Below are 22,187 nucleotides of genomic sequence, written 5' to 3' on the forward strand. Positions count from 1 at the left end.
GCGGTCCTCAAGGATCGGGGGTGAAGTGGGTGGGCATTCTACCCCATTGATCCGCCGCTGGCATATGAAGTGGCATCAAGTCGCGGACCAGTGGGGTTCATGTTGCATCCCGCGCCGTTGCTGGGCTGGGCGGGCATCCGAGTTGACTTTCAGGTCCGGTTTCTGGCGTTGCCTGCGCGTGGTGGCGGGCCGGGCGTGACGGGCCCCGCTGGCGTTTCGGCAGCAGCATGAGGGCAGGGCCAGGGGCGACTCAATTGAACATGAACAACGTCTCATTGGCGAATTGCGCCTCGAACTGATGCGCCGGCATCGGTCGCCCGAACAGGTAGCCCTGTACTTCGTCGCACCCGTGTTCACGCAGAAACTCAAGTTGTTCATGGGTCTCGACGCCTTCGGCGATGACCGCCAGGTTCAGGCTGTGGGCCATGGCGATGATCGCCCTGGCGATCTGCGCATCCTGCTCACCTTCGGGCAGGCCGTCGACGAAGGTGCGGTCGATCTTCAACACATCGATCGGGAACTGCTTGAGGTAGTTGAGCGAGGAATAGCCGGTCCCGAAATCGTCCACCGCGATGCTCAGGCCCAGGTTCTTGAGGCTGGCCAGAATCTGCAGCGCTTCGTTTACTTCGCGCATCAGGATGCTTTCGGTCAGCTCAAGCTCAAGACACGCCGGTGGCAGGCCGCTTTCTTCCAGGATGTTGGCGATCCGCGTGCCCAGTTGACCATCGGAGAACTGGCGCGCGGAAATGTTGACCGACACTTTCGGCACACGCACCTTGGCCTTGTGCCAGGCCTTCAATTGTCGGCTGGCTTCGCGCAGTACCCAGTCACCCACGTCCACCACCAGGCCCAGCTCTTCGATGACGGGAATGAAGTCCCCCGGTGGCACCAGGCCGCGGGTAGGATGCCGCCAGCGTAGCAGTGCCTCGGCGCCGGTCAGGCGCTTGCCGTCGCCGCTGAATTGCGGCTGGTAATACAGAATGAATTCGTTCTGCTCCATGGCATGGCGCAGATCGCTTTCCAGTTCCAGGCGCTCCAGGGCACTGGCGTTCATTTCAGCCTGGTAGAACTGGAAGTTGTTCTTGCCGCGCTCTTTGGCGTGGTACATGGCGGTGTCGGCGTTCTTCATCAATTGGCTCAACTCGCCGCCATCCTGCGGGCTGAGTGCGATGCCGATGCTGGCCGTGACGAAGAACTCGCGGTTCTCCAGCACGAACGGCTTGACCAAGCTGCCCAGGATGTTTTCGGCCACGTGAATGGCGCGGTTCAATGCCAGCTCGCGAGTAGGCCGAGGCTGGAGCAGCAGCGTGAATTCATCGCCGCCCATGCGCGCGACCGTATCGTCCTCGTCCACGCAGGCCAGCAAGCGCAGGGCCATGTCCTTGAGCATGCGATCGCCCGCGGCATGGCCCAGGGAGTCGTTGATGGGCTTGAAACGGTCCAGGTCCAGGAACATCAACACCACCCAGGCCTTCTGCCGCTCGGCCTGCTGCAAGGCGTTGTACAGCCGGTCCTGGAACAACGTACGGTTGGGCAAGTGGGTCAGGGCGTCGTAGTAGGCCAGGCGGTGAATGCGCTGTTCGCTGGCCTTGCGTTCGCTGATGTCGGTAAAGAAGCACACGTAGCTGGCCAGGTCGCCTTCATCGTCCAGCACGGCAGTGATGCCTACCCAGGCCGGGTAGTGATCGCCATCACGGCGCTTGAGCCACACCTCGCCCTCCCAGCTGCCACGCTGGTTGAGCTGCTTGAGAATATAGCGCAGGTGCGCCTGCTGCTGGTCGTTCATCACCAGCATGCTCGGCAGTTGGTCCAGCACCTCGCTGACTGCGTAGCCGCTGACCCGGCTGAAGGCCTCGTTGGCCTGCACGATGTAGCCGGCAGGGTCGGTGATCAGAATGGCCGAAGTCGAGTGCTCGAAAACCGTCGCGGCCATGCGCAGGTCTTTCTCCGCCCGGCGCTGCTGGCTGATGTCGCGACCTACCCCCAGTACGCCCTCGAAACGCTGATCGTCATCCCAGACCAGTACCAGGCGCAACTCGATGGGGATCTTGCGGCCGTCGGCGCGCAGGCAGTCGAACAGGAACAGCTGGGTCGGCAACTGGCCACGCAGTTCGGCCAGTTGAGCCGGATCGTCCATCGCCTTGCTTACCCGCTCCATCAACCCGTAGATGCCAGTGAGCTGGGCGGGGTTGGCGATGATCGAATGCCACCCGTTGGCGAAGATCCAGTCGGCGTGATAGCCCAGCACGCTTTGCACCGAGGGGCTTACGTAGTCGAGCTTGAGCTGGCTGTCGGTGGAGAAGATCACGTCACTGATGCTTTCGGCCAGCATCCGGTAGCGCTGTTCGCTGTCGCGCAGCGACTGGCTCGCCTCGATCTGCACGGTCACGTCCTTGCCCACGCCGATGATGCGCGTCACCCGGCCGTCGGCGTCACGCGCCAGCACCTGCTCGCGTATGTCGTAGCAGCGCCAGTTGCCATCGCGGTGCCGGAAACGCAGCTGGCAATGCAGCGGCAAGTCATGGCCGTTGTCGAGCTGCTGTTGGCGCAGGTCCTGGTAATGCGCAGCGTCTTCGGGGTGCAGCAGCAGCTCCCAGAAGCGGTCGCCCATGCGGGCCAGTTCCGTGCGGTCATACCCCAGCGTCTGGCCCAGGTGACGGTTGCTGAAGATCATCCGCTGGCTGTGGATATCCTGGACGTAGAGCTGATCCGGCACGGTACGCACCACGTCCGACCAGAACCGCTCGCGTTCGAGCAGCGAGAGCTCCACTTTCTTGCGGCTGGTGATGTCGCTGATGCTGAGGATCACGGCCTGGTAATTGCGGCGCAATTGCGGCAGGCGCGCTGTCAGCCACAGGTGCAGCTCGCCGCCATGCGCAGCAGGCAGGCGCACCTCGAGCTCCAGGGACGGGCGTTGGTCGATCAAGGCGTCGAGCAACTGCATACCGACACTGTCCTGGCCGTCGCCGCTGTCGTCGATCAGGCGCTGCCAGGCTTGCTGGTGATCTTCGATATGAAGCAGCTGGCGCGCCACCTGGTTGATTTCGGTGATCTTCAGTTGCGCCAGGAGCGAGCGGCGCAGTTGAGGGTCCAGCATCAGGCTGTGCTTGAGTGCGGCGCGGTTGCGCAGGTGATAGCGGTCCAGTTGGCCGGGCAAGCTGGACAGGTCGAGCACGCACAGGGCCACACCTGTGCCTTCGAAGATCTCTTGATAGCGTCGGCGATCTTCCTGCAAGGCCCGCTGGCGGCGGCGCATGTTGACCAGGGCCAGGACCGGGAGCAGGGCGCAGAACAGCACCAGCAGGCATTTGCCTATCAAGGCAGGCAGCAGGTCGTTGCGCGCCTGTTCAGCATCGAACAGGCCGCGCAGTTGCCAGGCACTATTGTCGATGAACGCCAGCATGACGCTCTGCAAGGGCGCGTCGGGGCGCTCGGAGGCCAGGTAGCGTTGCAGCACCTCGCCCGTACGGCTGTTTTCCAGCAGCCACAACAGCTGATCGGCCTCATGCAGATGGCCAGTAAGCGCGCGGTAGTAATCAGGTGACAAGCGCAGCAGCCAATGGCCTTGGCCTGGCGACTGGCTCAGCAACAGGTACACGCTGGCGTTGCTGGGCGCATTGGTAAAGAAATAGGGCCGCTCCTGGTTGAGCCTCAGCACCTCACCGACGACTGCGTGATCGTCGCTGGCAGGTGCACTGTCGGCAACGATTTGCCCGGCTCCGTCTATCCAGACCACGCTGCGCAGCGCGGGCATTCGTTCGCGCAGCGTATCCACCAAGCCGCCAGCTGTCGGTGCCGCCACGGTGGGATAGGGCTGGAGCAGGTTGATGGCTTGCTGCGCCTTGAGCGCCATGTTCAAACCCAGGTGGTCCGCCAGTTCGGTCGTGTCTTCCAAACGCTTGTCGCGCAGCTCGGCCTGGGTAAGGCTGAACTGCGCGAACAGCTGCCACAGCAGCAACCCGAGCAGAATCAGGGCGAGCAGTGCCAGCGCACCCTTGATCGACCCGCGCAGACTGGCAGCGGGCGCCTTGGACGCGCTACGCGATGACGGCGGTGGAGTGAGTTTGATCAAGCGTCGATCCTGCGATGGGCCTGGCGATGGCAGGGAGGGGTCGGGCATGGCGTATGCTTTTTTTATGAGGTAACCGATGCGCGGTGGCGCACTATAAGCCGACCACTCGAAACCGGCTAGCATGCCTCGCATTATGGCAAAGTGCCAGTGCCATTCATGCTTCCGACCGCTCGTATTCGGCAAGCACGTGCCTGCTGTGCGAGAATGCCGCCCGCTTTACATGACACTGCTTGGGAGATGTTCGGTTTTGGTTACTCATTTTTCCATCAATGGCCTCGATTCCGCCTGTGGGCGCAGCAGTCAGACCCTTGTCAGCTCTGCCGTGACCGAGGACGTATCCTGCAAATCGTGCCAACGCTCGCTGGCAAAGCCCGAGGCGGCCACGTCAACCAAGCGCAAGGCGCCATCGCTGGCCGAGCTGCGCACGTCTGCCAAGGCACCCGTCCCAGCTGCAGTCGTTGCCGACGCACCGCGCCCGGCGGCGGCATCGGTCACGTCCGGCACCTCTGTCAATCGTGTCGCCGCTGCGCAACCTGCGCGCCCGGACGGGTTCTGCGTCAAGTCCGCCTGGGCCGCGCGCCTGGCCGAGCAGGGCGACCGTTGCCGGCTGCCACGGGGCAAGGCGCGCCAGCGTCACGTCTGAACAAGGGCTGCTCGCCAGGCGCGACTACAGGGCAAGGCCGCTGCTGCCGGACCACCGCTTCAGGCCTGCGCCGCCGGCGCGGCGCCTCCTATCAAATACTGCGCGTTGGCGTAGAATGGTCCACTTTGTTCAACGACACCCGACCCCTGGCCGACCCGCTGGGGCGATCGTCGATGTCTTTACCTATCTGAATTAGAGGGCTTGGTTTTGGCTCAATACGTCTACACCATGCATCGGCTGAGCAAGGTCGTGCCGCCGAAGCGGGAAATCCTGAAGAACATTTCCCTGTCGTTCTTCCCTGGCGCCAAGATCGGCGTGCTGGGCCTCAACGGCGCAGGTAAATCGACGCTGCTGCGGATCATGGCGGGCGTCGACAAGGAATTCGACGGCGAAGCCCGTCCGATGCCTGACATCAACGTGGGCTACCTGCCCCAGGAGCCTCAGCTGGACCCGAGCAAGTCGGTCCGTGAGGTGGTCGAGGAAGCCGTCAGCGTCATCAAGGACGCCCAGGCGCGTCTTGACGAGGTCTACGCGGCCTACGCCGAGCCGGACGCCGACTTCGACAAGCTGGCTGCCGAGCAGGCCAAGCTCGAATCCATCCTGCAGGCCGCCGACGGGCATAACCTGGAACGCCAGCTGGACGTCGCCGCCGACGCGCTGCGCCTGCCGGCCTGGGATGCACGCATCGAGCACCTCTCCGGTGGCGAGAAGCGCCGTGTCGCCCTGTGCCGCCTGCTGCTGTCGGCCCCCGACATGCTGCTGCTCGACGAACCGACCAACCACCTGGACGCTGACTCGGTCGCCTGGCTCGAGCGTTTCCTGCACGATTTCCCCGGCACCGTGGTGGCCATTACCCACGACCGTTACTTCCTCGACAACGTCGCAGGCTGGATCCTGGAGCTCGACCGCGGCGCCGGTATTCCCTATGAAGGCAACTATTCGGGCTGGCTGGAAGCCAAGTCCGATCGTCTGGCCCAGGAATCCAAACAGCAGAGCGCCCATGAAAAGGCCATGAAGGAAGAACTGGAGTGGGTGCGCAAAGGCGCCAAGGCCCGCCAGTCCAAATCCAAGGCACGTCTGCAGCGTTTCGAGGAACTGCAGTCGCAGGAATTCCAGAAGCGCAGCGAAACCAACGAGATCTACATCCCGGCCGGTCCGCGTCTGGGCGACAAGGTCATCGAATTCAAGAACGTCACCAAGGGTTATGGCGACCGCGTCCTGATCGACAACCTGTCCTTCGCCATGCCCAAGGGTGCGATCGTGGGCGTGATCGGGGGTAACGGCGCCGGTAAATCCACCCTGTTCCGCATGCTCATGGGCAAGGAGCAGCCGGATTCGGGCAGCATCGAGATCGGTGAAACCGTGCAACTGGCGTGTGTCGACCAGAGCCGCGAGGACCTGGACGGCGCCAAGACCGTGTTCCAGCAGATTTCCGACGGCTCGGACATGATCCGTATCGGCAACTACGAAATCCCATCGCGCACTTACGTGGGCCGCTTCAATTTCAAAGGGGGCGACCAGCAGAAGTTCGTCAAGGACCTCTCGGGCGGTGAACGTGGCCGTCTGCACCTGGCCCTGACCTTGAAAGAGGGCGGCAACGTCCTGCTGCTCGACGAACCGTCCAACGACCTCGACGTCGAGACCTTGCGTTCCTTGGAAGAGGCACTGCTGGACTTCCCCGGCGCCGCCATCGTGATTTCCCACGACCGTTGGTTCCTGGACCGCGTCGCGACTCACATCCTGGCATACGAAGACGACTCGAACGTGGTGTTCTTCGAAGGCAACTACACCGAGTACGAAGCCGATCGCAAGAAGCGCCTGGGTGATGCCGCCGCACAGCCGCACCGTGTGCGTCACAAGAAGCTGGCGCAATAAGCCAGCGTCTGCTGCACAGAAATGGGGCCCTCAGGGGCCCCATTTTCGTGCGTGCTTCACAATTTGTTCGGATTCTGTCCATAGGTCATGAAGGGCTACGGCAGGCCTTCTGGTAGCTGACATCTAGTGGGCCGCGCCTGAGTTGCCGTCTGAGCGGTTTGTATACATTTACATAAAACGCACCAAATTATTTCAATAAAACGACATTTCGCCCTGTTGCAGGGCAATTGCTTCTTGGTACATTCGGGAAAAACCAATAAGTCCAATCCTCTTGGTGAGATGTCTACCATGATCGAATCCGTCGACAATTTCCTTGCACGCCTGCAACAGCGTGACCCTGGCCAACCCGAGTTTCACCAGGCCGTCGAAGAAGTGCTGCGCACCTTGTGGCCCTTTCTGGAAGCCAACCCTCACTACCTGCAAGCGGGCATTCTCGAGCGCATGGTCGAGCCTGAGCGTGCAGTGTTGTTCCGGGTGTCGTGGGTGGACGATCACGGCAAGGTTCAGGTCAACCGCGGTTACCGTATCCAGATGAACAGCGCCATTGGCCCCTACAAGGGCGGCCTGCGCTTCCACCCTTCGGTGAACCTCAGTGTTCTGAAATTCCTCGCATTCGAGCAAGTCTTCAAGAACTCCCTGACCTCGCTGCCCATGGGCGGTGGCAAGGGTGGGTCTGACTTCGATCCCAAGGGCAAGAGCGACGCCGAAGTGATGCGCTTCTGCCAGGCCTTCATGAGCGAGCTGTACCGTCACATCGGTGCCGACTGCGATGTTCCGGCCGGGGACATCGGAGTAGGGGCGCGCGAGATCGGCTATATGTTCGGGCAATACAAGCGTCTGGCCAACCAGTTCACCTCCGTGCTGACCGGCAAGGGCATGACCTATGGCGGCAGCCTGATTCGTCCGGAAGCCACGGGCTATGGCTGTGTGTATTTTGCCGAGGAGATGCTCAAGCGCCAGGGCCAGCGCATCGACGGCCGTCGCGTGGCGATCTCGGGCTCGGGCAACGTCGCGCAATACGCCGCGCGCAAGGTGATGGACCTGGGGGGCAAGGTGATCTCGCTGTCTGATTCCGAAGGTACCTTGTACGCCGAAGCGGGCCTCACCGACGCGCAGTGGGAAGCGGTGATGACCCTCAAGAACGTCAAGCGCGGCCGCATCAGCGAGCTGGCCGGGCAATTCGGCCTGGAGTTCCGCAAGGGCCAGACGCCGTGGAGCCTGGCCTGCGACATCGCGCTGCCATGCGCGACGCAGAACGAACTGGACGTCGAGGATGCCAAGGCACTGTTGGCCAACGGCTGTATCTGCGTCGCAGAAGGCGCCAACATGCCCACGACCCTGGCGGCTGTGGACATCTTCCTTGAAGCTGGCATCCTCTATGCGCCGGGCAAGGCGTCCAATGCGGGTGGCGTTGCGGTGTCGGGCCTGGAAATGTCGCAGAACGCCATGCGCTTGCTGTGGACCGCTGGCGAAGTGGACAGCAAGCTGCATGGCATCATGCAGTCGATTCACCACGCCTGCGTTCACTATGGTGAAGAGGGCGATGGCCGGGTCAACTATGTCAAAGGGGCCAACATTGCGGGCTTCGTGAAGGTGGCCGATGCGATGCTGGCCCAAGGGGTCGTCTGATCGCGTGAGGCTTGGCAGCCCATCGTCGGTACACCAGTTACAGGCATATTGGAGAGGTCTCGCCGGGTCGGCTGCGGTGGGCTGTCAGCCCGCCCCTTCGATCTCGATGATCTCGATAGCCTGTTCACCGACGGGGCGGCGCCATGTCACCTCATCTCCCGGGGCTGCGCCCAGCAAGGCCCTGCCCAGGGGTGAGCCCCAGTTGATCAATCCACGCGCCGCGTCAGCCTCATCTTCGCCTACCAGGCACACCAAGTGTTCCTGGTCCTGATCGTCGATGAACCTGACGCGGCTGCCTATCTGCACTTTTTCGGTGGACAGGGCTGTCGGCACCACTTGGGCACTGTGTACCCGCGCGGCGAAATACCGCAGATCACGCTCGATTTCGGCCAATCGCTGTTTGTCGGCACGCTCGCCCTGAGCCTGCAACTCACTGCGCAACGTATTGAGTTCGGTCAGCCGTTGCTGCAGTTGGCGCAGGCCGTTGGCGGTGACGTAATTGGGCTGGTCGCTGACACGCCGCTCGACGGGTTGGTCGGCCTGGGCGGCGGCCTGGTCTTCGTTGACAAATGCTCGGCTCATGAGTGCCTCCTTGTGCAGAAGACCATCATGGCAGGGGCGGGGTTTCAAGCAATGCCCACCTGCGACGTCTTCAACGCCAGGCGCGGGCAGCGCCGCGGTCTTTCTCCTGCTGCCACTCACGGTCCCGTTCGTCCCAGAAACGCTCGTGGTAGCGCTGCTGTTCGGCCCGCTCCTGCATGGCCTGGCATTGGCGAAAGCCATCGTCCCAGCCGGACTCGTACTGCCGTTCTTGAAGGTAGCGCGGCACGTTCTTGCGAAAATCACCTGCCGGCACGCCCGCGGCCTGACGGCCGCTGCTGCACCCGTCCTCGAAGCCATCGGCGTAGGCAGGGGGAAACCCCTGGCCAAGCATCTGCTCGTGAGTCGTTTCGCACCCCGACAGCAGCATCGCCACGCACAGACCCAACCAGAACCGCCACATAGACCTTGCCCTCATGCCGTCCAGGTGAAGTCTAGAGGGCCAGTTGTGGGCGTGCTGTCAAAACCGTGTCAAAGACTGGTTGAGGCGGGCCACAGGCCGGAACATCGCCGTAAACATGAACGCTTTCACACCAGACCAGACCCTCAGTAGTGATACCACTTCACTTCCAGCATCACCTCGTTCTGCGCCGTGGACAGGTGGCTGAACTGGCGCGAGGCACTCAGGCGCAGTCCCAGGTTCTGGCTGATTTCCCACTGCTGGTTCAGGCTGACGCTACGGCGCACTTCGCCATTGGTGAAGTAATCGCCCTTGGCCTCCAGCGTCATGTTGCCAAGCCCATTGCGCCACAGCAGCCCGCCATTGAAACCTGCGGCAGGTGCGATGAACTGCGCGAAGTCATTGTGGTGTTCTACACGGACTGTACCCAGTGCAAAGCCCAGCAAGTCATCACCCAGCTGCCAGGTGCCACCGGCGCCACCATTGACGTGGCTCACCAGCACCTCGTCATCGTGTTTGCCCGGCACCCGCTCAAGGCCGCCGGCCACTTGCCACGACCACGGCTTGAGCAGTTCGTTGCGCGGTGTCAGCGAACGAATGGTCGCCAGGTCCAGGCGTTGCACTTGCCAGTCATTGCCTTCGTACTGGCGCACTTTCAGTTGCAAGATCTCGATCTGCGCCCCCAATGGGAAGCCGTAGGCGTTGTCGTTGAGATCATGGTAAGCCATGCGCAGGCCATATTCGGCATAGGCGCGGTCTTCGCGCGTGCCCACGCCCAACTGCCAGGTACGCGAGTCATGGCCGTCCTCGGGCAACCCCGGGCGCTCGATGGCCAACGGCGGCGGCGGGTTGCTGTTGATCGCGCGTAGCAGTTCGAAGCTGCGCTTGGCCTGACCGGGGTCACGTTCCTGGCCATTGGCGCGGTAGCGCTCAAGGCGGTAGGCAGCGTCTTGTATCAAGGCCTGCCGCTCGCGGGGCAGGGCCTTGAACGCGGGGTTTTGCAATTGCGCAGTGTCGGCGCTTACGGCCAGCACCTGGCGTTTCTCGTCATGGTCCAGTGGCGCTGCACGCGCCAGCAGTTCGCGCTCGCGCGAGGGGCGGTAGAGTTCACTGGCGACCAAGCCTGATTGTTTCACCGCCTTCACGGTGTCGGTCGGTATGGCGGTCAGCGGGAACTGCGAGGTCAGGTCCAGGCCTGGCCGAGCCACCTGCAGCAACTCCAGCAGGCGATAGGAGCAGTTCTCGTCGAAGAAGAAGTAGTCGAACTGAATCTGTTTCAGTTCCCAGACGTGCTCGACCATGCGGCCTGTTTCTTCCGGCGTGAGGTCTAGCTGGTATTCCCACAGGTCGCGGTTTTCCAGGCTGCGGTATTCCGACAGTTTCTCCTGATAGGGCATCAGCGCGAACAGGCCGGGATAACCACCGGCCAACCCTTTCCAGGCATACAGAATGCTGTTGTCGCTGCCTTCGATGTACGCGCCGAAGTTGATCGCGTAGCTGAGCAGCGTGGTGTCGTCACTGCGGGTAGTGGACTGGTCGATGCGCAGCAGCGTGTGCCCGAACATCGACGAGGGGCTGTTCAGGTAGGCAGCCGGGAAGATCAACGCAGCGCTGTGCGGGTCGATCGACTGGTACCAGGTCTTGAATTCCTGGCACTGGGGTTGCGGCAAATCCTGTAGGCCAAGTTGCTCTTTCAGCCAGCGAGTGCGGGCCGGGAATACACACTGAGCGTGCTTGTCGCCCAGGCTTGCCGGGGCATACAGCGCCTGCACCGTCGCTTTCAGCTCACGGTCCGGATGGTGTGCGCCATCGTGGGCAAGGAAGAATGCGTCATCGTCTACGTAGCTGCGCCAGCCACCGAGCTTACCGGTTTCGTAATGGCCCAAAGCAATCCAGTAGGGGGTACTGGCCAGTTGCTGGAGACGGCCTTGATCCAGCATCGGCGCAGCATGAACAGGGGCGCAGAACAACAGCGCCAGAGAGGCAAGGCGTTTGAGCATATCGGGCAACTACTTCCAGACGATGCCGAAGAAAGAGAGACCCGCCCCGGAACCGGGGCGGGAAACGCGCGTTTAGGCTTCGGTAGCGTACTTGGCCAGGCGTGGGTCGTTCTTCAGAACGGCCAGGGTGTTGCTGTGCACGGTTTCAGCATTGACATCGGCGCTGCTGAAGATCTGGTTGAAGTGATCGTGGGTGACCGATGCGAAGTGCGCACGGTCTTCCGGCGCCACGCCCAGTACCACGGCGTAGGTGGTCAGTGCTTCACCCTGACCCATGGCCATGTCTTCGGAAAGCTCGTTCATCATGCCGTTCATGGCGAACCACGATTTGCCGCCGTAGGTCAGTGCAGACTTGGTGGAGCAGCCGTTGGTGCCGGAGGTCATGCCGAAGGTGGCGTTACCGGAAGTGCCGTTGGTGGTGGAAGCCAGGAAGTGTGCCGGAGTGCCGCGCTGGCCTTCGAACAGCATGTTGCCCCAGCCGCAATTCGGGCCGCCTGGCGCGTCGGCCATGGCGTTGAGCGAAGCGACGGTGAACAGAGTACCCAGAAGAATCCGTTTCATAGCATTTATTCTCTATTTGACTTAAACCAAGGGTCAGGTTTCTGGCAACTCGGGTGCCAGGTCGGGAAAGCATTTCACCCACCCGCGCAAGTTGGAGTTTAGGCATGTTCCAAAGGTTGCGTTACCGATTGCGAAAAATTTGCTTGTACAAGACACCGTCGCGCCTGCGACATAAATCCCGAGGAGCCTTGCAACCCGCGCGCAGGCAGCGCCAGAATGCTGCGTATCTGCCCCGCCGAAGTAAGGAAACCCAATGCCCGATCCTGTCGCTGCGCGCCTGCGTCTTGCGCCTGAAGCCCTCACCCGGCGTTTCTCTCCCGAGCAGTTTGCTTTCACCAATACCGACGATCTGGAGCCGTTTCGCGGCGTACTGGGCCAGGAGCGTGCTGTCGAGGCCCTGCAATTCGGCGTGGCCATGCCGCGCCCCGGCTACAACGTATACGTGATGGGCGAGCCCGGTACCGGCCGGTTCTCGTTCGTCAAGCGTTACCTCAAGGCGGAGGGCAAGCGTCAGCAGACCCCATCCGACTGGCTTTACGTCAACCATTTCGACGACACCCGCGAGCCGCGAGCCCTGGAATTGCCATCGGGCAGTGCCGGGGACTTCATCGCTGACATGAACGGGTTGATCGACAACTTGCTGGCGACATTCCCGGCCGTGTTCGAACACCCCTCGTACCAGCAGAAAAAAGGCGCCATCGACCGCGCCTTCAACCAGCGCTACGACCGCGCGCTGGATGTGATCGAGCGCGCTTCGCTGGAAAAGGACGTGGCCTTGTACCGCGATGCCAGCAACGTGGCCTTCACGCCGATGGCAGACGGCAAGGCCCTGGATGAGGCCGAGTTCGCCCAGTTGCCTGAGCACGTGCGCGAACAGTTTCACGAAGACATCGCCCTGCTCGAGGAGCGTTTGAACGAAGAGCTGGCCAGCCTTCCGCAATGGAAGCGTGAGTCGAACAACCAGTTGCGCCAGCTCAACGAAGAAACCATTACCCTGGCACTTGAGCCTTTGCTCGCACCGCTGTCGGAAAAGTACGCCGAGAACGCTGCCGTGTGTGCCTACCTGCAATCGGTGCAACTGAACCTGTTGCGCACGGTGGTCGAGCAACTGGTCGAGGACAGCAAGACAGACGCCGTGGCGCGCAAGATGCTCGAGGAGCAGTACGCACCCAGCCTGGTCGTGGGCCATCATCATGACGGCGGGGCGCCGGTGGTGTTCGAGCCGCACCCGACCTACGACAACCTGTTCGGTCGCATCGAGTACAGCACCGACCAGGGCGCGCTCTACACGTCGTACCGGCAGTTGCGTCCGGGAGCCCTGCACCGGGCCAACGGCGGCTTCCTGATCCTGGAAGCCGAGAAAATGCTGGGTGAGCCCTTTGTCTGGGATGCGCTCAAGCGCGCCCTGCAATCGCGCAAGCTCAAGATGGAGTCACCCTTGGGCGAGCTTGGCCGGGTGGCGACCGTCAGCCTTACCCCGCAGGTGATCCCGCTCAACGTCAAGCTGGTGATCATCGGCTCGCGTCAGTTGTATTACGCGCTGCAGGACCACGACCCGGACTTCCAGGAGATGTTCAGGGTGCTGGTGGATTTCGACGAAGACATGCCCATGGTCGACGAGAACCTGGAGCAGTTCGCCCAACTGCTGCGCACCCGTACCAACGAGGAGGGCATGGCGCCCTTGACCAGCGACGCCGTGGCCCGGCTAGCGACCTACAGCGCTCGCCTGGCTGAAAACCAGGCACGGCTCTCGGCCCGGATCGGCGACCTGTTCCAGCTGGTCAGCGAGGCCGACTTCATTCGTCAGCTGGCCAACGACGAAATGACCGATGCTGGCCATATCGAACGTGCACTCAAGGCCAAGGCCACACGCACCGGGCGGGTCTCGCAGCGGGTGCTGGACGACATGCTGGCCGGCATCATCCTGATCGACACTCAGGGCGCGGCCATCGGCAAGTGCAATGGCCTGACCGTGCTGGAGGTGGGCGACTCGGCATTCGGCATGCCCGCGCGTATCTCGGCCACCGTGTACCCGGGCGGTAGCGGTATCGTCGACATCGAGCGCGAGGTAAACCTGGGCCAGCCTATCCACTCCAAGGGGGTGATGATCCTGACCGGCTACCTGGGCAGCCGCTATGCCCAGGAATTCCCGCTGGCGATCTCGGCCAGCATCGCCCTGGAGCAATCCTACGGTTACGTGGACGGCGACAGCGCCTCGCTAGGTGAGGCCTGCACGTTGATCTCGGCCCTTTCGCGCACCCCGCTCAAGCAGTGCTTCGCGATCACCGGTTCCATCAACCAGTTCGGTGAAGTGCAGGCTGTCGGGGGTGTGAACGAGAAGATCGAAGGGTTCTTCAGGCTCTGCGAAGCCCGTGGCCTGACCGGTGAGCAGGGGGTGATCATCCCGCGCGCCAACGTGGCCACGCTCATGCTCGACGAACGTGTGTTGCAGGCGGTCGAGAGTGGCACCTTCCATGTGTATGCGGTCAGCCAGGCAGATGAGGCGTTGAGCCTGCTGGTAGGCGAGGAGGCGGGTGTGCCTGACGAGAAAGGGCAGTTCACCGAGGGTAGCGTGAATGCACGCGTCGTCGAACGGCTGCGCGAGATTGCCGAGATGATCAGTGAGGAAGACATCGAGAAGGCGGAAAAGGAGCGCCTTGAAGAGGTGATCGCGCAAGCCAAGCCTGCTTGAGTCAAGAAACCGGCGCTGGCGGCCAATGGCTACCGTTCGGCGCCGGTTTTCCATCTTGTGCTGACGCTCTTCTATGCTGAACCAAGGACGACATCAGTGTTCAGGATGAAGACAGCCCGTTTGCTGGGCTGAACGGAGCTTTCGGAGGACGCGGCCATGCGCAACCTCAGCCTTACACGTCAGTGCCTGGGCCTTGTGACCCGCATCGAATGCAGTATCCGGCCACTGGCTGGCGATACCGGTATGTGGACGCTGCTGTTCGCCGCCGGCATGGCCGGTGAGCAACCCTCGGCAGTAAAGGCCCAAGGGCCGTTTCACGGGCCGCAGGTGGCCGAGTCCGTGCTCAATGCCATCGTCGACAGCCTGACCCTGCACGGGTATCAGCTCAACGAAGACCCGCCCATCTGGTGCCTGCACCTGCAGGCGCAGTTGCGGCGCATGAACGGCGAGCGCACCAAAAACCTGGGCGACTACCAGTTCCATCCTGAGACCTGAACAGGCCGGGACGGTCATCCAGCTTTTGCTGCATGAGGCGGCTGGCTATACTCGCGGTCGTTTTTCCAGCCACCTACGAGTCCCCATCCTCCATGGAACGTATTCTCGAAAATGCGATGTATGCCTCCCGCTGGCTGCTCGCCCCCATCTACTTCGGCCTGTCCCTGGGCCTGCTGGCCCTTGCGCTGAAATTCTTCCAGGAAGTGGTCCATGTCCTGCCCAACGTCTTTGCCTTGAGCGAAGCCGACCTGATCCTGGTGATCCTGTCGCTGATCGATATGTCGCTGGTCGGCGGGCTGTTGGTCATGGTGATGATTTCCGGCTATGAGAACTTCGTTTCGCAGCTGGATATCGACGAGAGCAAGGAAAAGCTCAACTGGCTCGGCAAGATGGACTCCTCCTCGCTGAAGATGAAGGTGGCTGCGTCGATCGTGGCCATCTCGTCCATCCACCTGTTGCGGGTGTTCATGGATGCCCAGAACATCTCCACCGATTACCTGATGTGGTACGTCATCATCCACATGACCTTCGTGGTCTCGGCGTTCTGCATGGGTTACCTGGACAAGCTCACCAAGCACTAGCCTCGACTTCAGCTGCACGCGGGGGTCTGCCGCGTGCAGCTAGGTGCCTCTCGATATGCTAGGCTGCTCGCCCTTTTCATCAAGGGCGTGGCTGCGCTGCGCCCTGCAGTGGAGCATGACAATGTCCGAGATCAACCTGTCTACCGACGAAACCCGCGTCAGCTACGGCATCGGCCGTCAGCTGGGTGGCCAGCTGCGCGACAACCCGCCGCCAGGGGTGAGCCTGGAAGCGATCGTGGCCGGCCTGACCGACGCCTTCAACGGTGCAGACAGCCGCGTCAGCGAGGCCGATCTGTCGGCCAGCTTCCAGGTTATCCGTGAAGTGATGCAAGCCCAGGCAGCCGCCAAGGCCGAGGCTGCAGCGGCTGCCGGCAAGCAGTTCTTGGCCGACAACGCCAAGCGCGACGGCATCGTCACCCTGGATTCGGGCTTGCAGTACGAAGCGCTGAACACCGGTGAAGGCGCCAAGCCATCGCGCGAAGACCAGGTGCGTGTGCACTACCACGGCACCCTGATCGACGGCACCGTGTTCGACAGCTCGTACGATCGTGGTCAGCCGGCCGAATTCCCGGTTGGGGGCGTGATCGCAGGTTGGACCGAAGCCCTGCAATTGATGAGCGCCGGCAGCAAGTGGCGCCTGTATGTGCCAAGCGAATTGGCCTACGGTGCCCAGGGTGTCGGCAGCATCCCGCCGCACAGCGTACTGGTGTTCGACGTCGAATTGCTCGACGTTCTGTAATACCGCTGGGGCCGCATTGCGGCCCTTTCCCAGCTCGCCAGATGTGTCAGTTCCAGTCTGTCCCCATCGGGCGCAACGCCCGTGCGTAGCAGAACAGAAACAGGTTGCGCACCAGCTCCTTCAGTACCCCAGGCTCATTCGAATTCAGCCCGCGCAGGTCCAGGTCGCCCTGGTCGCGCAGTTCATCCAGCGCCTCTGCTTCGAGCACCGCGCACACCTCACCGGTCTCCCGATGAAGAATGCGCAGGTATGGGTGAGGGCGGTCCAGCCAGGCATCGATCAGATAAGTCATGACTATTCTCCTTGGATAACTTTCCAATGAGAATAATTCTTATTATCAAAATAGCAAGAACCAATTGGCGGATCTGGATGAAATCAGACCTTGCGCACGAATTCCGATTTCAGCTTCATCGCGCCAATACCGTCGATCTTGCAGTCGATATCGTGGTCACCGTCGCACAGGCGGATGTTCTTGACCTTGGTGCCGACCTTGACCACCAGGGACGAGCCCTTGACCTTCAAGTCCTTGATCACGGTCACGGTGTCGCCGTCCTGTAGCACATTGCCGACGGAATCTTTTTTCACCACGTCGTCATTGGCAGATTCGGCTTCGCCGCTGGCCGACCACTCGTGGGCACATTCAGGGCAGATCAGCTGCGTGCCATCCTCGTAGGTGTATTCGGAATTGCATTTGGGGCAGGGTGGCAACGTACTCACTTGGGTTCCTCGAACAGACAGGCGGAAAAAGCCGCCATTGTAGAAGGTCTGGTTTCAGAAGTGATTATGTCCGGACAAAAGTCCGCAGCGGTTCGAGGGACGAACCGCGTGTGGGGAAGGGACGTGCCGTTAGTGAGTGCGTGCGACGGCGAACTGGCTGAGTTCGACCAGCGCATCCCGGTATTCGCTGGCAGGGAGCACTTCCAGGCACTCGATGGCGCGCTTGACGTAATCCTGCGCCAGGGCTGCGGTGTACTTGAGCGCACCCGATGCCTCTACCGCAGCGCGGATCTGCTCCAGGTCTTCAAGGCCGCCTTTCTGGATGGCCTGGCGTACCAGCGCTGCTTGCTCGGCAGTGCCCTCGCGCATGGTGTAGATCAAGGGCAGGGTGGGCTTGCCCTCGGCCAGGTCGTCGCCCACGTTCTTGCCCAGTGCCTCGGCGTCACCTTCATAGTCGAGCAGGTCGTCGACCAATTGGAAGGCCACGCCCAGGTGGTCACCGAACATGCGCAAGGCCTCGCGCTGGGCATCGGAAGCCTGGGCCAGGGCCGCAGCACTGTGGGTGGAGGCTTCGAACAGCATGGCGGTCTTGCCGCGGATGACGTCCATGTAGACGTCCTCGGTGGTGCTGGCGTCGCGAACCCGCGACAGCTGCAGCACTTCACCCTCGGCAATGACCCGGGTCGCCCTGGACAGGATCTGCATGACCGGCATCGACCCCAGCTCGACCATCATCTCGAACGAGCGGGAATAGAGGAAATCACCGACCAGCACGCTTGGGGCATTGCCCCACAGGGCGTTGGCCGTGGAGCGGCCGCGGCGCATGCCCGACATGTCGACCACGTCATCGTGCAGCAGGGTGGCGGTGTGCAGGAATTCGATGGTTGCCGCCAGCAGCCGCAGGTCGTCGCCCCGGTGGCCCAGGGCCTTGCCGCACAGCAACACCAGCAATGGGCGCAGGCGCTTGCCACCGGCCGACGTGATATAGTCGCCGATCTTCGATACCAGCGGCACGCGCGAGGTCAGCTGCTTCTTGATGATCTCGTCGACGGCGCTGAAATCGTCAGCCACCGCACGGTAGAAGGTTTGGGGTTGCATCGGCTGCTCCAGTGAGGTTGCGCGGCATGCTAGGTTGCGGGTCCCGGTGTGTCAAGGCACGGTGCCAGTCGGTCGGGCGCTGCACTTGCAAGCAAAACCTGTGTTGCGTACAATCGCGCACCCTAACTTCCTGGGCAGCACCTGCCTTACGCAATTGCGCCGGGCCGTTCCAGCCCTGTGCAGCCATGCCAGCCAATACTCATCATATAAAGCGCTGGGTGAGCAGGATTATCGGAGAAATACCATGTCTTACGCAGTAATCGTTACCGGCGGCAAGCAGTACAAAGTCGCTGAAGGTGAATTCCTCAAGGTCGAGAAACTGGAAGTCGCCACTGGCGAGTCCGTGACTTTCGATCGCGTTCTGCTGGTCGCCAACGGTGAAGAAGTCACCATCGGTGCTCCAGTTGTTGCTGGCGCTAAAGTAGTGGCCGAAGTCGTTTCACAAGGCCGCCACGACAAGGTTCGCATCATCAAGTTCCGTCGTCGTAAGCACCACATGAAGCGCATGGGCCACCGCCAGTGGTTCACCGAGATCAAAATCACCGGCATCCAGGCTTAATCCCCTAGATCCCCTGAATTTATTTGGAGAATTGAACCATGGCTCACAAGAAGGCTGGTGGTAGTACTCGTAACGGTCGCGACTCAGAATCGAAACGCCTTGGCGTGAAGATGTATGGCGGCCAGGTTATCAAGCCAGGCAACATCATCGTCCGCCAGCGCGGCACCGAATTCCACCCAGGCTACGGCGTGGGCATCGGTAAAGATCACACCCTGTTCGCCAAGATCGAAGGCGTGATCAAGTTCGAGAAGAAAGGCGAGTTCAACCGCCGTTACGTGAGCATCGTCGCAGCCTAATCGCGACGTCGCTCCAGAAGCCCCGTCATGCGACGGGGCTTTTTCGTTTGTGGTGAGCCTCTTGCAAAGCTGTTTGTATGGGTTGCCGGCGTGGGTTTCTACGGTCGTACGGGGCCGCCGCGCTCATTTTTGCAAGAGCCTCATGTTTATCAGTGTTCAACTCGTCGGAAGGCGAGAGGCGGTTTTTGAATGAAGTTTGTTGACGAAGTATCCATTCGGGTCAAAGCCGGTGACGGCGGTAACGGTTGCATGAGCTTCCGTCGCGAGAAGTTCATCGAGAACGGTGGCCCCAACGGCGGCGATGGCGGTGACGGTGGTTCGGTGTTCATGGTGGCAGACGAGAACCTCAACACCCTGGTCGACTATCGCTACACCCGTCACCACGAAGCTCAGCGCGGCGCCAATGGCGGCAGCACCGACTGCACCGGCAAGAAGGGTGAAGACCTGTTCCTGCGTGTGCCGGTGGGCACCACGGTCATCGATGCCTCCACGCAGGAAGTGATCGGTGACCTGGTCAAGCCGGGGCAGAAGCTGATGGTCGCTCAGGGCGGCTGGCACGGCCTTGGCAACACCCGTTTCAAATCCAGTACCAACCGCGCACCGCGCCAGACCACTCCAGGCAAACCGGGTGATCAGCGCGACCTGAAGATGGAAATGAAAGTGCTGGCCGATGTAGGCCTGCTGGGCCTGCCGAATGCGGGCAAGAGCACCTTCATCCGCTCGGTATCGGCCGCCAAGCCGAAAGTGGCCGATTACCCGTTCACCACCCTGGTGCCAAACCTGGGCGTGGTCAGTGTCGACCGCTGGAAAAGCTTCGTCATCGCCGACATTCCTGGGCTGATCGAAGGTGCCTCCGACGGTGCTGGCCTGGGCATTCGCTTCCTCAAGCACCTGGCGCGTACCCGTGTTCTGCTGCACCTGGTGGACATGGCGCCGCTGGACGAGAGCAGCCCGGCCGATGCCGCCGAAGTCATCGTCAACGAGCTGACCCGCTTCAGCCCGTCGCTGGCTGAGCGTGAGCGCTGGTTGGTGCTGAACAAGGCCGACATGGTCATGGACGACGAGCGCGACGAGCGGGTCAAGGAAGTGGTCGAGCGCCTGCAATGGGAGGGCCCTGTGTATGTGATCTCGGCCATCTCCAAGCAAGGTACCGAAAAGCTCAGCCACGACCTGATGCGCTACCTCGAAGACCGCGCCGACCGCCTGGCCAACGACCCGGCCTATGCCGAGGAGCTGGCTGACCTCGACCAACGCATCGAGGACGAGGCTCGCGCCCAGTTGCAGGCCCTGGACGATGCCCGCACCTTGCGCCGCACCGGTGTCAAGAGCGTGCACGACATCGGCGATGACGATGACTGGGATGATGATTTCGAGGACGACGAAGACGGTCCGGAAATCATTTACGTGCGCGACTGATCGGTTGCAGTACACTAAACGCCGCTCGCTTGAGCGGCGTTTTTGTATCCACGGTATCTACAGATTCGACATAGGTTGGAAGACGATGCGAAGCAAGGTGACGGGCGCCAGGCGCTGGGTCGTGAAGATTGGCAGTGCGCTGCTGACCGCCGATGGCAAAGGCCTCGATCGCGGCGCCATGGCCGTGTGGGTCGAGCAGATGGTCGCGCTGCGTGAGGCGGGCGTGGAGTTGGTGCTGGTCTCCTCGGGCGCCGTGGCTGCCGGCATGAGCCAGCTGGGCTGGACGTCACGCCCCAGTGCGATGAACGAGCTGCAGGCAGCAGCGTCCATCGGCCAGATGCGCCTGGTGCAGGCCTGGGAGTCGAGCTTTGGCGAGCACGGCAAGCATACCGCGCAGATCCTGCTGACCCATGACGACCTGTCCGACCGCAAGCGCTACCTCAATGCGCGCAGCACCCTGCGCACCCTTGTCGAGCTGGGCGTGGTGCCGGTGATCAACGAAAACGACACGGTGGTGACCGACGAGATTCGCTTCGGTGACAACGACACTCTGGCGGCGTTGGTGGCTAACCTCGTGGAAGCCGACCTGCTGGTGATCCTGACCGACCGTGACGGCATGTTCGATGCCGACCCGCGCAACAACCCCAATGCGCAACTGATCTTCGAAGCCCGTGCCGATGACCCGGCGCTGGACGCCGTGGCGGGCAGCACCGGTGGTGCACTGGGGCGCGGCGGTATGCAGACCAAGCTGCGCGCTGCACGCCTGGCGGCACGCTCTGGTGCCCATACCATCATCATTGGCGGGCGCATCGAGCGCGTGCTCGATCGTCTCAAGGCCGGTGAGCGGTTGGGCACCTTGCTGTCGCCTGAGCGCGGCATGCTGGCAGCCCGTAAACAGTGGCTGGCGGGTCATCTGCAGACCCGCGGCACGCTGGTGTTGGACGAGGGAGCGGTACAGGCGCTGCGCCAGGCCAACAAGAGTTTGCTACCAGTGGGCGTCAAGGCTATCCAGGGCAGCTTCCGACGTGGCGAGATGGTGGTGTGCGTGGGCCCTGACGGGTTGGAAGTGGCCAGGGGCCTGGCTAACTACAGTGCCCTGGAAGCGCAGAAGATCATTGGGCAATCCTCCGACGCCATCGCGACTATCCTGGGTTATAGCGCCGAGCCTGAGCTGGTGCATCGTGACAATCTGGTGCTGGTATGAACATGCTGAAGAAACTGTTTGTCGTGGCAGCCCTTGGGTTGCCGATGCTTGCTGGCGCCGAGGAAATCGGCCAGGTGTCCACTGTCTTCAAGTTCCTGGGGCCGAACGACCGCATCGTCGTGGAAGCCTTCGACGACCCCAAGGTCGAAGGTGTGACTTGCTACCTGTCGCGGGCCAAGACGGGGGGAGTGAAGGGTGGACTGGGGTTGGCCGAGGATCGCGCCGAGGCCTCGATCGCCTGCCGCCAGGTAGGGCCGATCAGTTTCAAGGGCGAGCTCAAGGATGGCGATGAGGTGTTCAAGGAGCGCACATCGCTGGTGTTCAAGACCATGCAGGTGGTGCGCTTCCTGGACAAGAAGCGCAATACGCTGGTGTATCTGGTGTATAGCGACCGCATCGTCGAAGGCAGCCCGCAGAATGCCGTGACGGCGATTCCGATTCTGCCGTGGGCTCAGTGACGGGTAGGCCTGGTCGATTTCGAGTTGAAAACGTGTAGGTGTCGAGGCACGGGCAACTGACGTGAACCGCATCTAGAGGCTGTCGTTTGCCACGGTGGCCTCGGCATGACACGGGACGGGCCGCTATGGGAGGCGGAACAGTTCCAGCATCT

Annotated in this window: 20 protein-coding genes; 12 read left to right on the forward strand and 8 right to left on the reverse strand. The window is 61.9% G+C overall.

The features are described from left to right. Nucleotides 1–250: 250 nt before the first annotated feature. Nucleotides 251–4,120, reverse strand: a complete 3,870-nt coding sequence (locus tag FH041_RS20850) for a bifunctional diguanylate cyclase/phosphodiesterase (RefSeq protein WP_081783994.1) — start codon at nucleotides 4,118–4,120, stop codon at nucleotides 251–253. 199 nt (nucleotides 4,121–4,319) lie between these two features. On the opposite strand from FH041_RS20850, the gene FH041_RS20855 reads away from it, so the two are divergent. The 3 genes from FH041_RS20855 (at nucleotide 4,320) to gdhA (ending at nucleotide 8,219) form a co-directional block, all read left to right on the forward strand. Beyond that, entirely contained in the window at nucleotides 4,320–4,715 is a 396-nt protein-coding gene (locus FH041_RS20855; protein ID WP_028688085.1) for a hypothetical protein, read from the forward strand. 207 nt (nucleotides 4,716–4,922) lie between these two features. Next, nucleotides 4,923–6,590 (forward strand): energy-dependent translational throttle protein EttA, encoded by a 1,668-nt coding sequence (gene ettA, locus FH041_RS20860; protein ID WP_023533201.1) that lies wholly within the window; start codon nucleotides 4,923–4,925, stop codon nucleotides 6,588–6,590. A gap of 288 nt (nucleotides 6,591–6,878) precedes the next feature. Beyond that, complete coding sequence (gene gdhA, locus FH041_RS20865) at nucleotides 6,879–8,219, forward strand: NADP-specific glutamate dehydrogenase (protein WP_028688087.1); 1,341 nt, start codon at nucleotides 6,879–6,881, stop codon at nucleotides 8,217–8,219. A gap of 84 nt (nucleotides 8,220–8,303) precedes the next feature. On the opposite strand, the gene FH041_RS20870 is transcribed toward gdhA, so the two are convergent. The 4 genes from FH041_RS20870 to FH041_RS20885 form a co-directional block, all read right to left on the reverse strand. Beyond that, entirely contained in the window at nucleotides 8,304–8,801 is a 498-nt protein-coding gene (locus FH041_RS20870) for a GreA/GreB family elongation factor (RefSeq protein ID WP_027915479.1), read from the reverse strand. 70 nt (nucleotides 8,802–8,871) lie between these two features. Beyond that, on the reverse strand, nucleotides 8,872–9,222 hold the full coding sequence (locus FH041_RS20875) for a hypothetical protein (RefSeq protein WP_027915478.1): 351 nt from the start codon (nucleotides 9,220–9,222) through the stop codon (nucleotides 8,872–8,874). Between the two features lie 143 nt (nucleotides 9,223–9,365). After that, a complete protein-coding gene (locus tag FH041_RS20880; RefSeq protein WP_132578361.1) occupies nucleotides 9,366–11,219 on the reverse strand; it encodes a DUF4105 domain-containing protein in 1,854 nt (617 codons plus the stop codon). A 72-nt stretch (nucleotides 11,220–11,291) separates the two neighbouring features. After that, nucleotides 11,292–11,780 carry a DUF3015 domain-containing protein gene (locus FH041_RS20885; protein ID WP_023533283.1) on the reverse strand — a complete coding sequence of 163 codons (489 nt, stop codon included), beginning with the start codon at nucleotides 11,778–11,780 and terminating at the stop codon, nucleotides 11,292–11,294. Between the two features lie 253 nt (nucleotides 11,781–12,033). On the opposite strand from FH041_RS20885, the gene FH041_RS20890 reads away from it, so the two are divergent. The 4 genes from FH041_RS20890 to FH041_RS20905 all read left to right on the forward strand — a co-directional run bounded on the left by FH041_RS20890 (nucleotide 12,034) and on the right by FH041_RS20905 (nucleotide 16,287). Next, nucleotides 12,034–14,472: a Lon protease family protein gene (locus FH041_RS20890; protein ID WP_027915476.1), complete on the forward strand. Its 2,439-nt coding sequence runs from the start codon at nucleotides 12,034–12,036 to the stop codon at nucleotides 14,470–14,472. 156 nt (nucleotides 14,473–14,628) lie between these two features. Beyond that, nucleotides 14,629–14,967 carry a hypothetical protein gene (locus tag FH041_RS20895; RefSeq protein ID WP_027915475.1) on the forward strand — a complete coding sequence of 113 codons (339 nt, stop codon included), beginning with the start codon at nucleotides 14,629–14,631 and terminating at the stop codon, nucleotides 14,965–14,967. A gap of 92 nt (nucleotides 14,968–15,059) precedes the next feature. Further along, nucleotides 15,060–15,548 (forward strand): TIGR00645 family protein, encoded by a 489-nt coding sequence (locus tag FH041_RS20900; RefSeq protein WP_003247486.1) that lies wholly within the window; start codon nucleotides 15,060–15,062, stop codon nucleotides 15,546–15,548. 121 nt (nucleotides 15,549–15,669) lie between these two features. Beyond that, complete coding sequence (locus tag FH041_RS20905) at nucleotides 15,670–16,287, forward strand: FKBP-type peptidyl-prolyl cis-trans isomerase (RefSeq protein ID WP_027915474.1); 618 nt, start codon at nucleotides 15,670–15,672, stop codon at nucleotides 16,285–16,287. Between the two features lie 46 nt (nucleotides 16,288–16,333). On the opposite strand, the gene FH041_RS20910 is transcribed toward FH041_RS20905, so the two are convergent. The 3 genes from FH041_RS20910 to FH041_RS20920 form a co-directional block, all read right to left on the reverse strand. Further along, nucleotides 16,334–16,579, reverse strand: a complete 246-nt coding sequence (locus FH041_RS20910; protein ID WP_027915473.1) for a hypothetical protein — start codon at nucleotides 16,577–16,579, stop codon at nucleotides 16,334–16,336. 83 nt (nucleotides 16,580–16,662) lie between these two features. Next, on the reverse strand, nucleotides 16,663–17,004 hold the full coding sequence (locus FH041_RS20915) for a zinc ribbon domain-containing protein YjdM (protein ID WP_027915472.1): 342 nt from the start codon (nucleotides 17,002–17,004) through the stop codon (nucleotides 16,663–16,665). 129 nt (nucleotides 17,005–17,133) lie between these two features. After that, nucleotides 17,134–18,102: a polyprenyl synthetase family protein gene (locus tag FH041_RS20920; RefSeq protein WP_027915471.1), complete on the reverse strand. Its 969-nt coding sequence runs from the start codon at nucleotides 18,100–18,102 to the stop codon at nucleotides 17,134–17,136. A 244-nt stretch (nucleotides 18,103–18,346) separates the two neighbouring features. On the opposite strand from FH041_RS20920, the gene rplU reads away from it, so the two are divergent. From rplU to FH041_RS20945, 5 genes are all read left to right on the forward strand, one after another. After that, the gene (rplU, locus tag FH041_RS20925) at nucleotides 18,347–18,661 is read left to right on the forward strand and encodes a 50S ribosomal protein L21 (RefSeq protein WP_023533254.1); all 315 of its coding nucleotides are present in this window, start codon (nucleotides 18,347–18,349) and stop codon (nucleotides 18,659–18,661) included. A gap of 38 nt (nucleotides 18,662–18,699) precedes the next feature. Further along, nucleotides 18,700–18,957: a 50S ribosomal protein L27 gene (rpmA, locus tag FH041_RS20930; RefSeq protein WP_023533198.1), complete on the forward strand. Its 258-nt coding sequence runs from the start codon at nucleotides 18,700–18,702 to the stop codon at nucleotides 18,955–18,957. A gap of 189 nt (nucleotides 18,958–19,146) precedes the next feature. After that, complete coding sequence (gene cgtA, locus FH041_RS20935; protein WP_028688089.1) at nucleotides 19,147–20,373, forward strand: Obg family GTPase CgtA; 1,227 nt, start codon at nucleotides 19,147–19,149, stop codon at nucleotides 20,371–20,373. 85 nt (nucleotides 20,374–20,458) lie between these two features. After that, entirely contained in the window at nucleotides 20,459–21,577 is a 1,119-nt protein-coding gene (gene proB, locus FH041_RS20940; protein WP_088523229.1) for a glutamate 5-kinase, read from the forward strand. Between the two features lie 2 nt (nucleotides 21,578–21,579). Continuing rightward, entirely contained in the window at nucleotides 21,580–22,035 is a 456-nt protein-coding gene (locus tag FH041_RS20945; RefSeq protein ID WP_371259680.1) for a CreA family protein, read from the forward strand. Nucleotides 22,036–22,187 lie beyond the last annotated feature (152 nt).

This window comes from Pseudomonas sp. SWI7, assembly GCF_006351945.1.
Taxonomy (GTDB): domain Bacteria; phylum Pseudomonadota; class Gammaproteobacteria; order Pseudomonadales; family Pseudomonadaceae; genus Aquipseudomonas; species Aquipseudomonas fulva.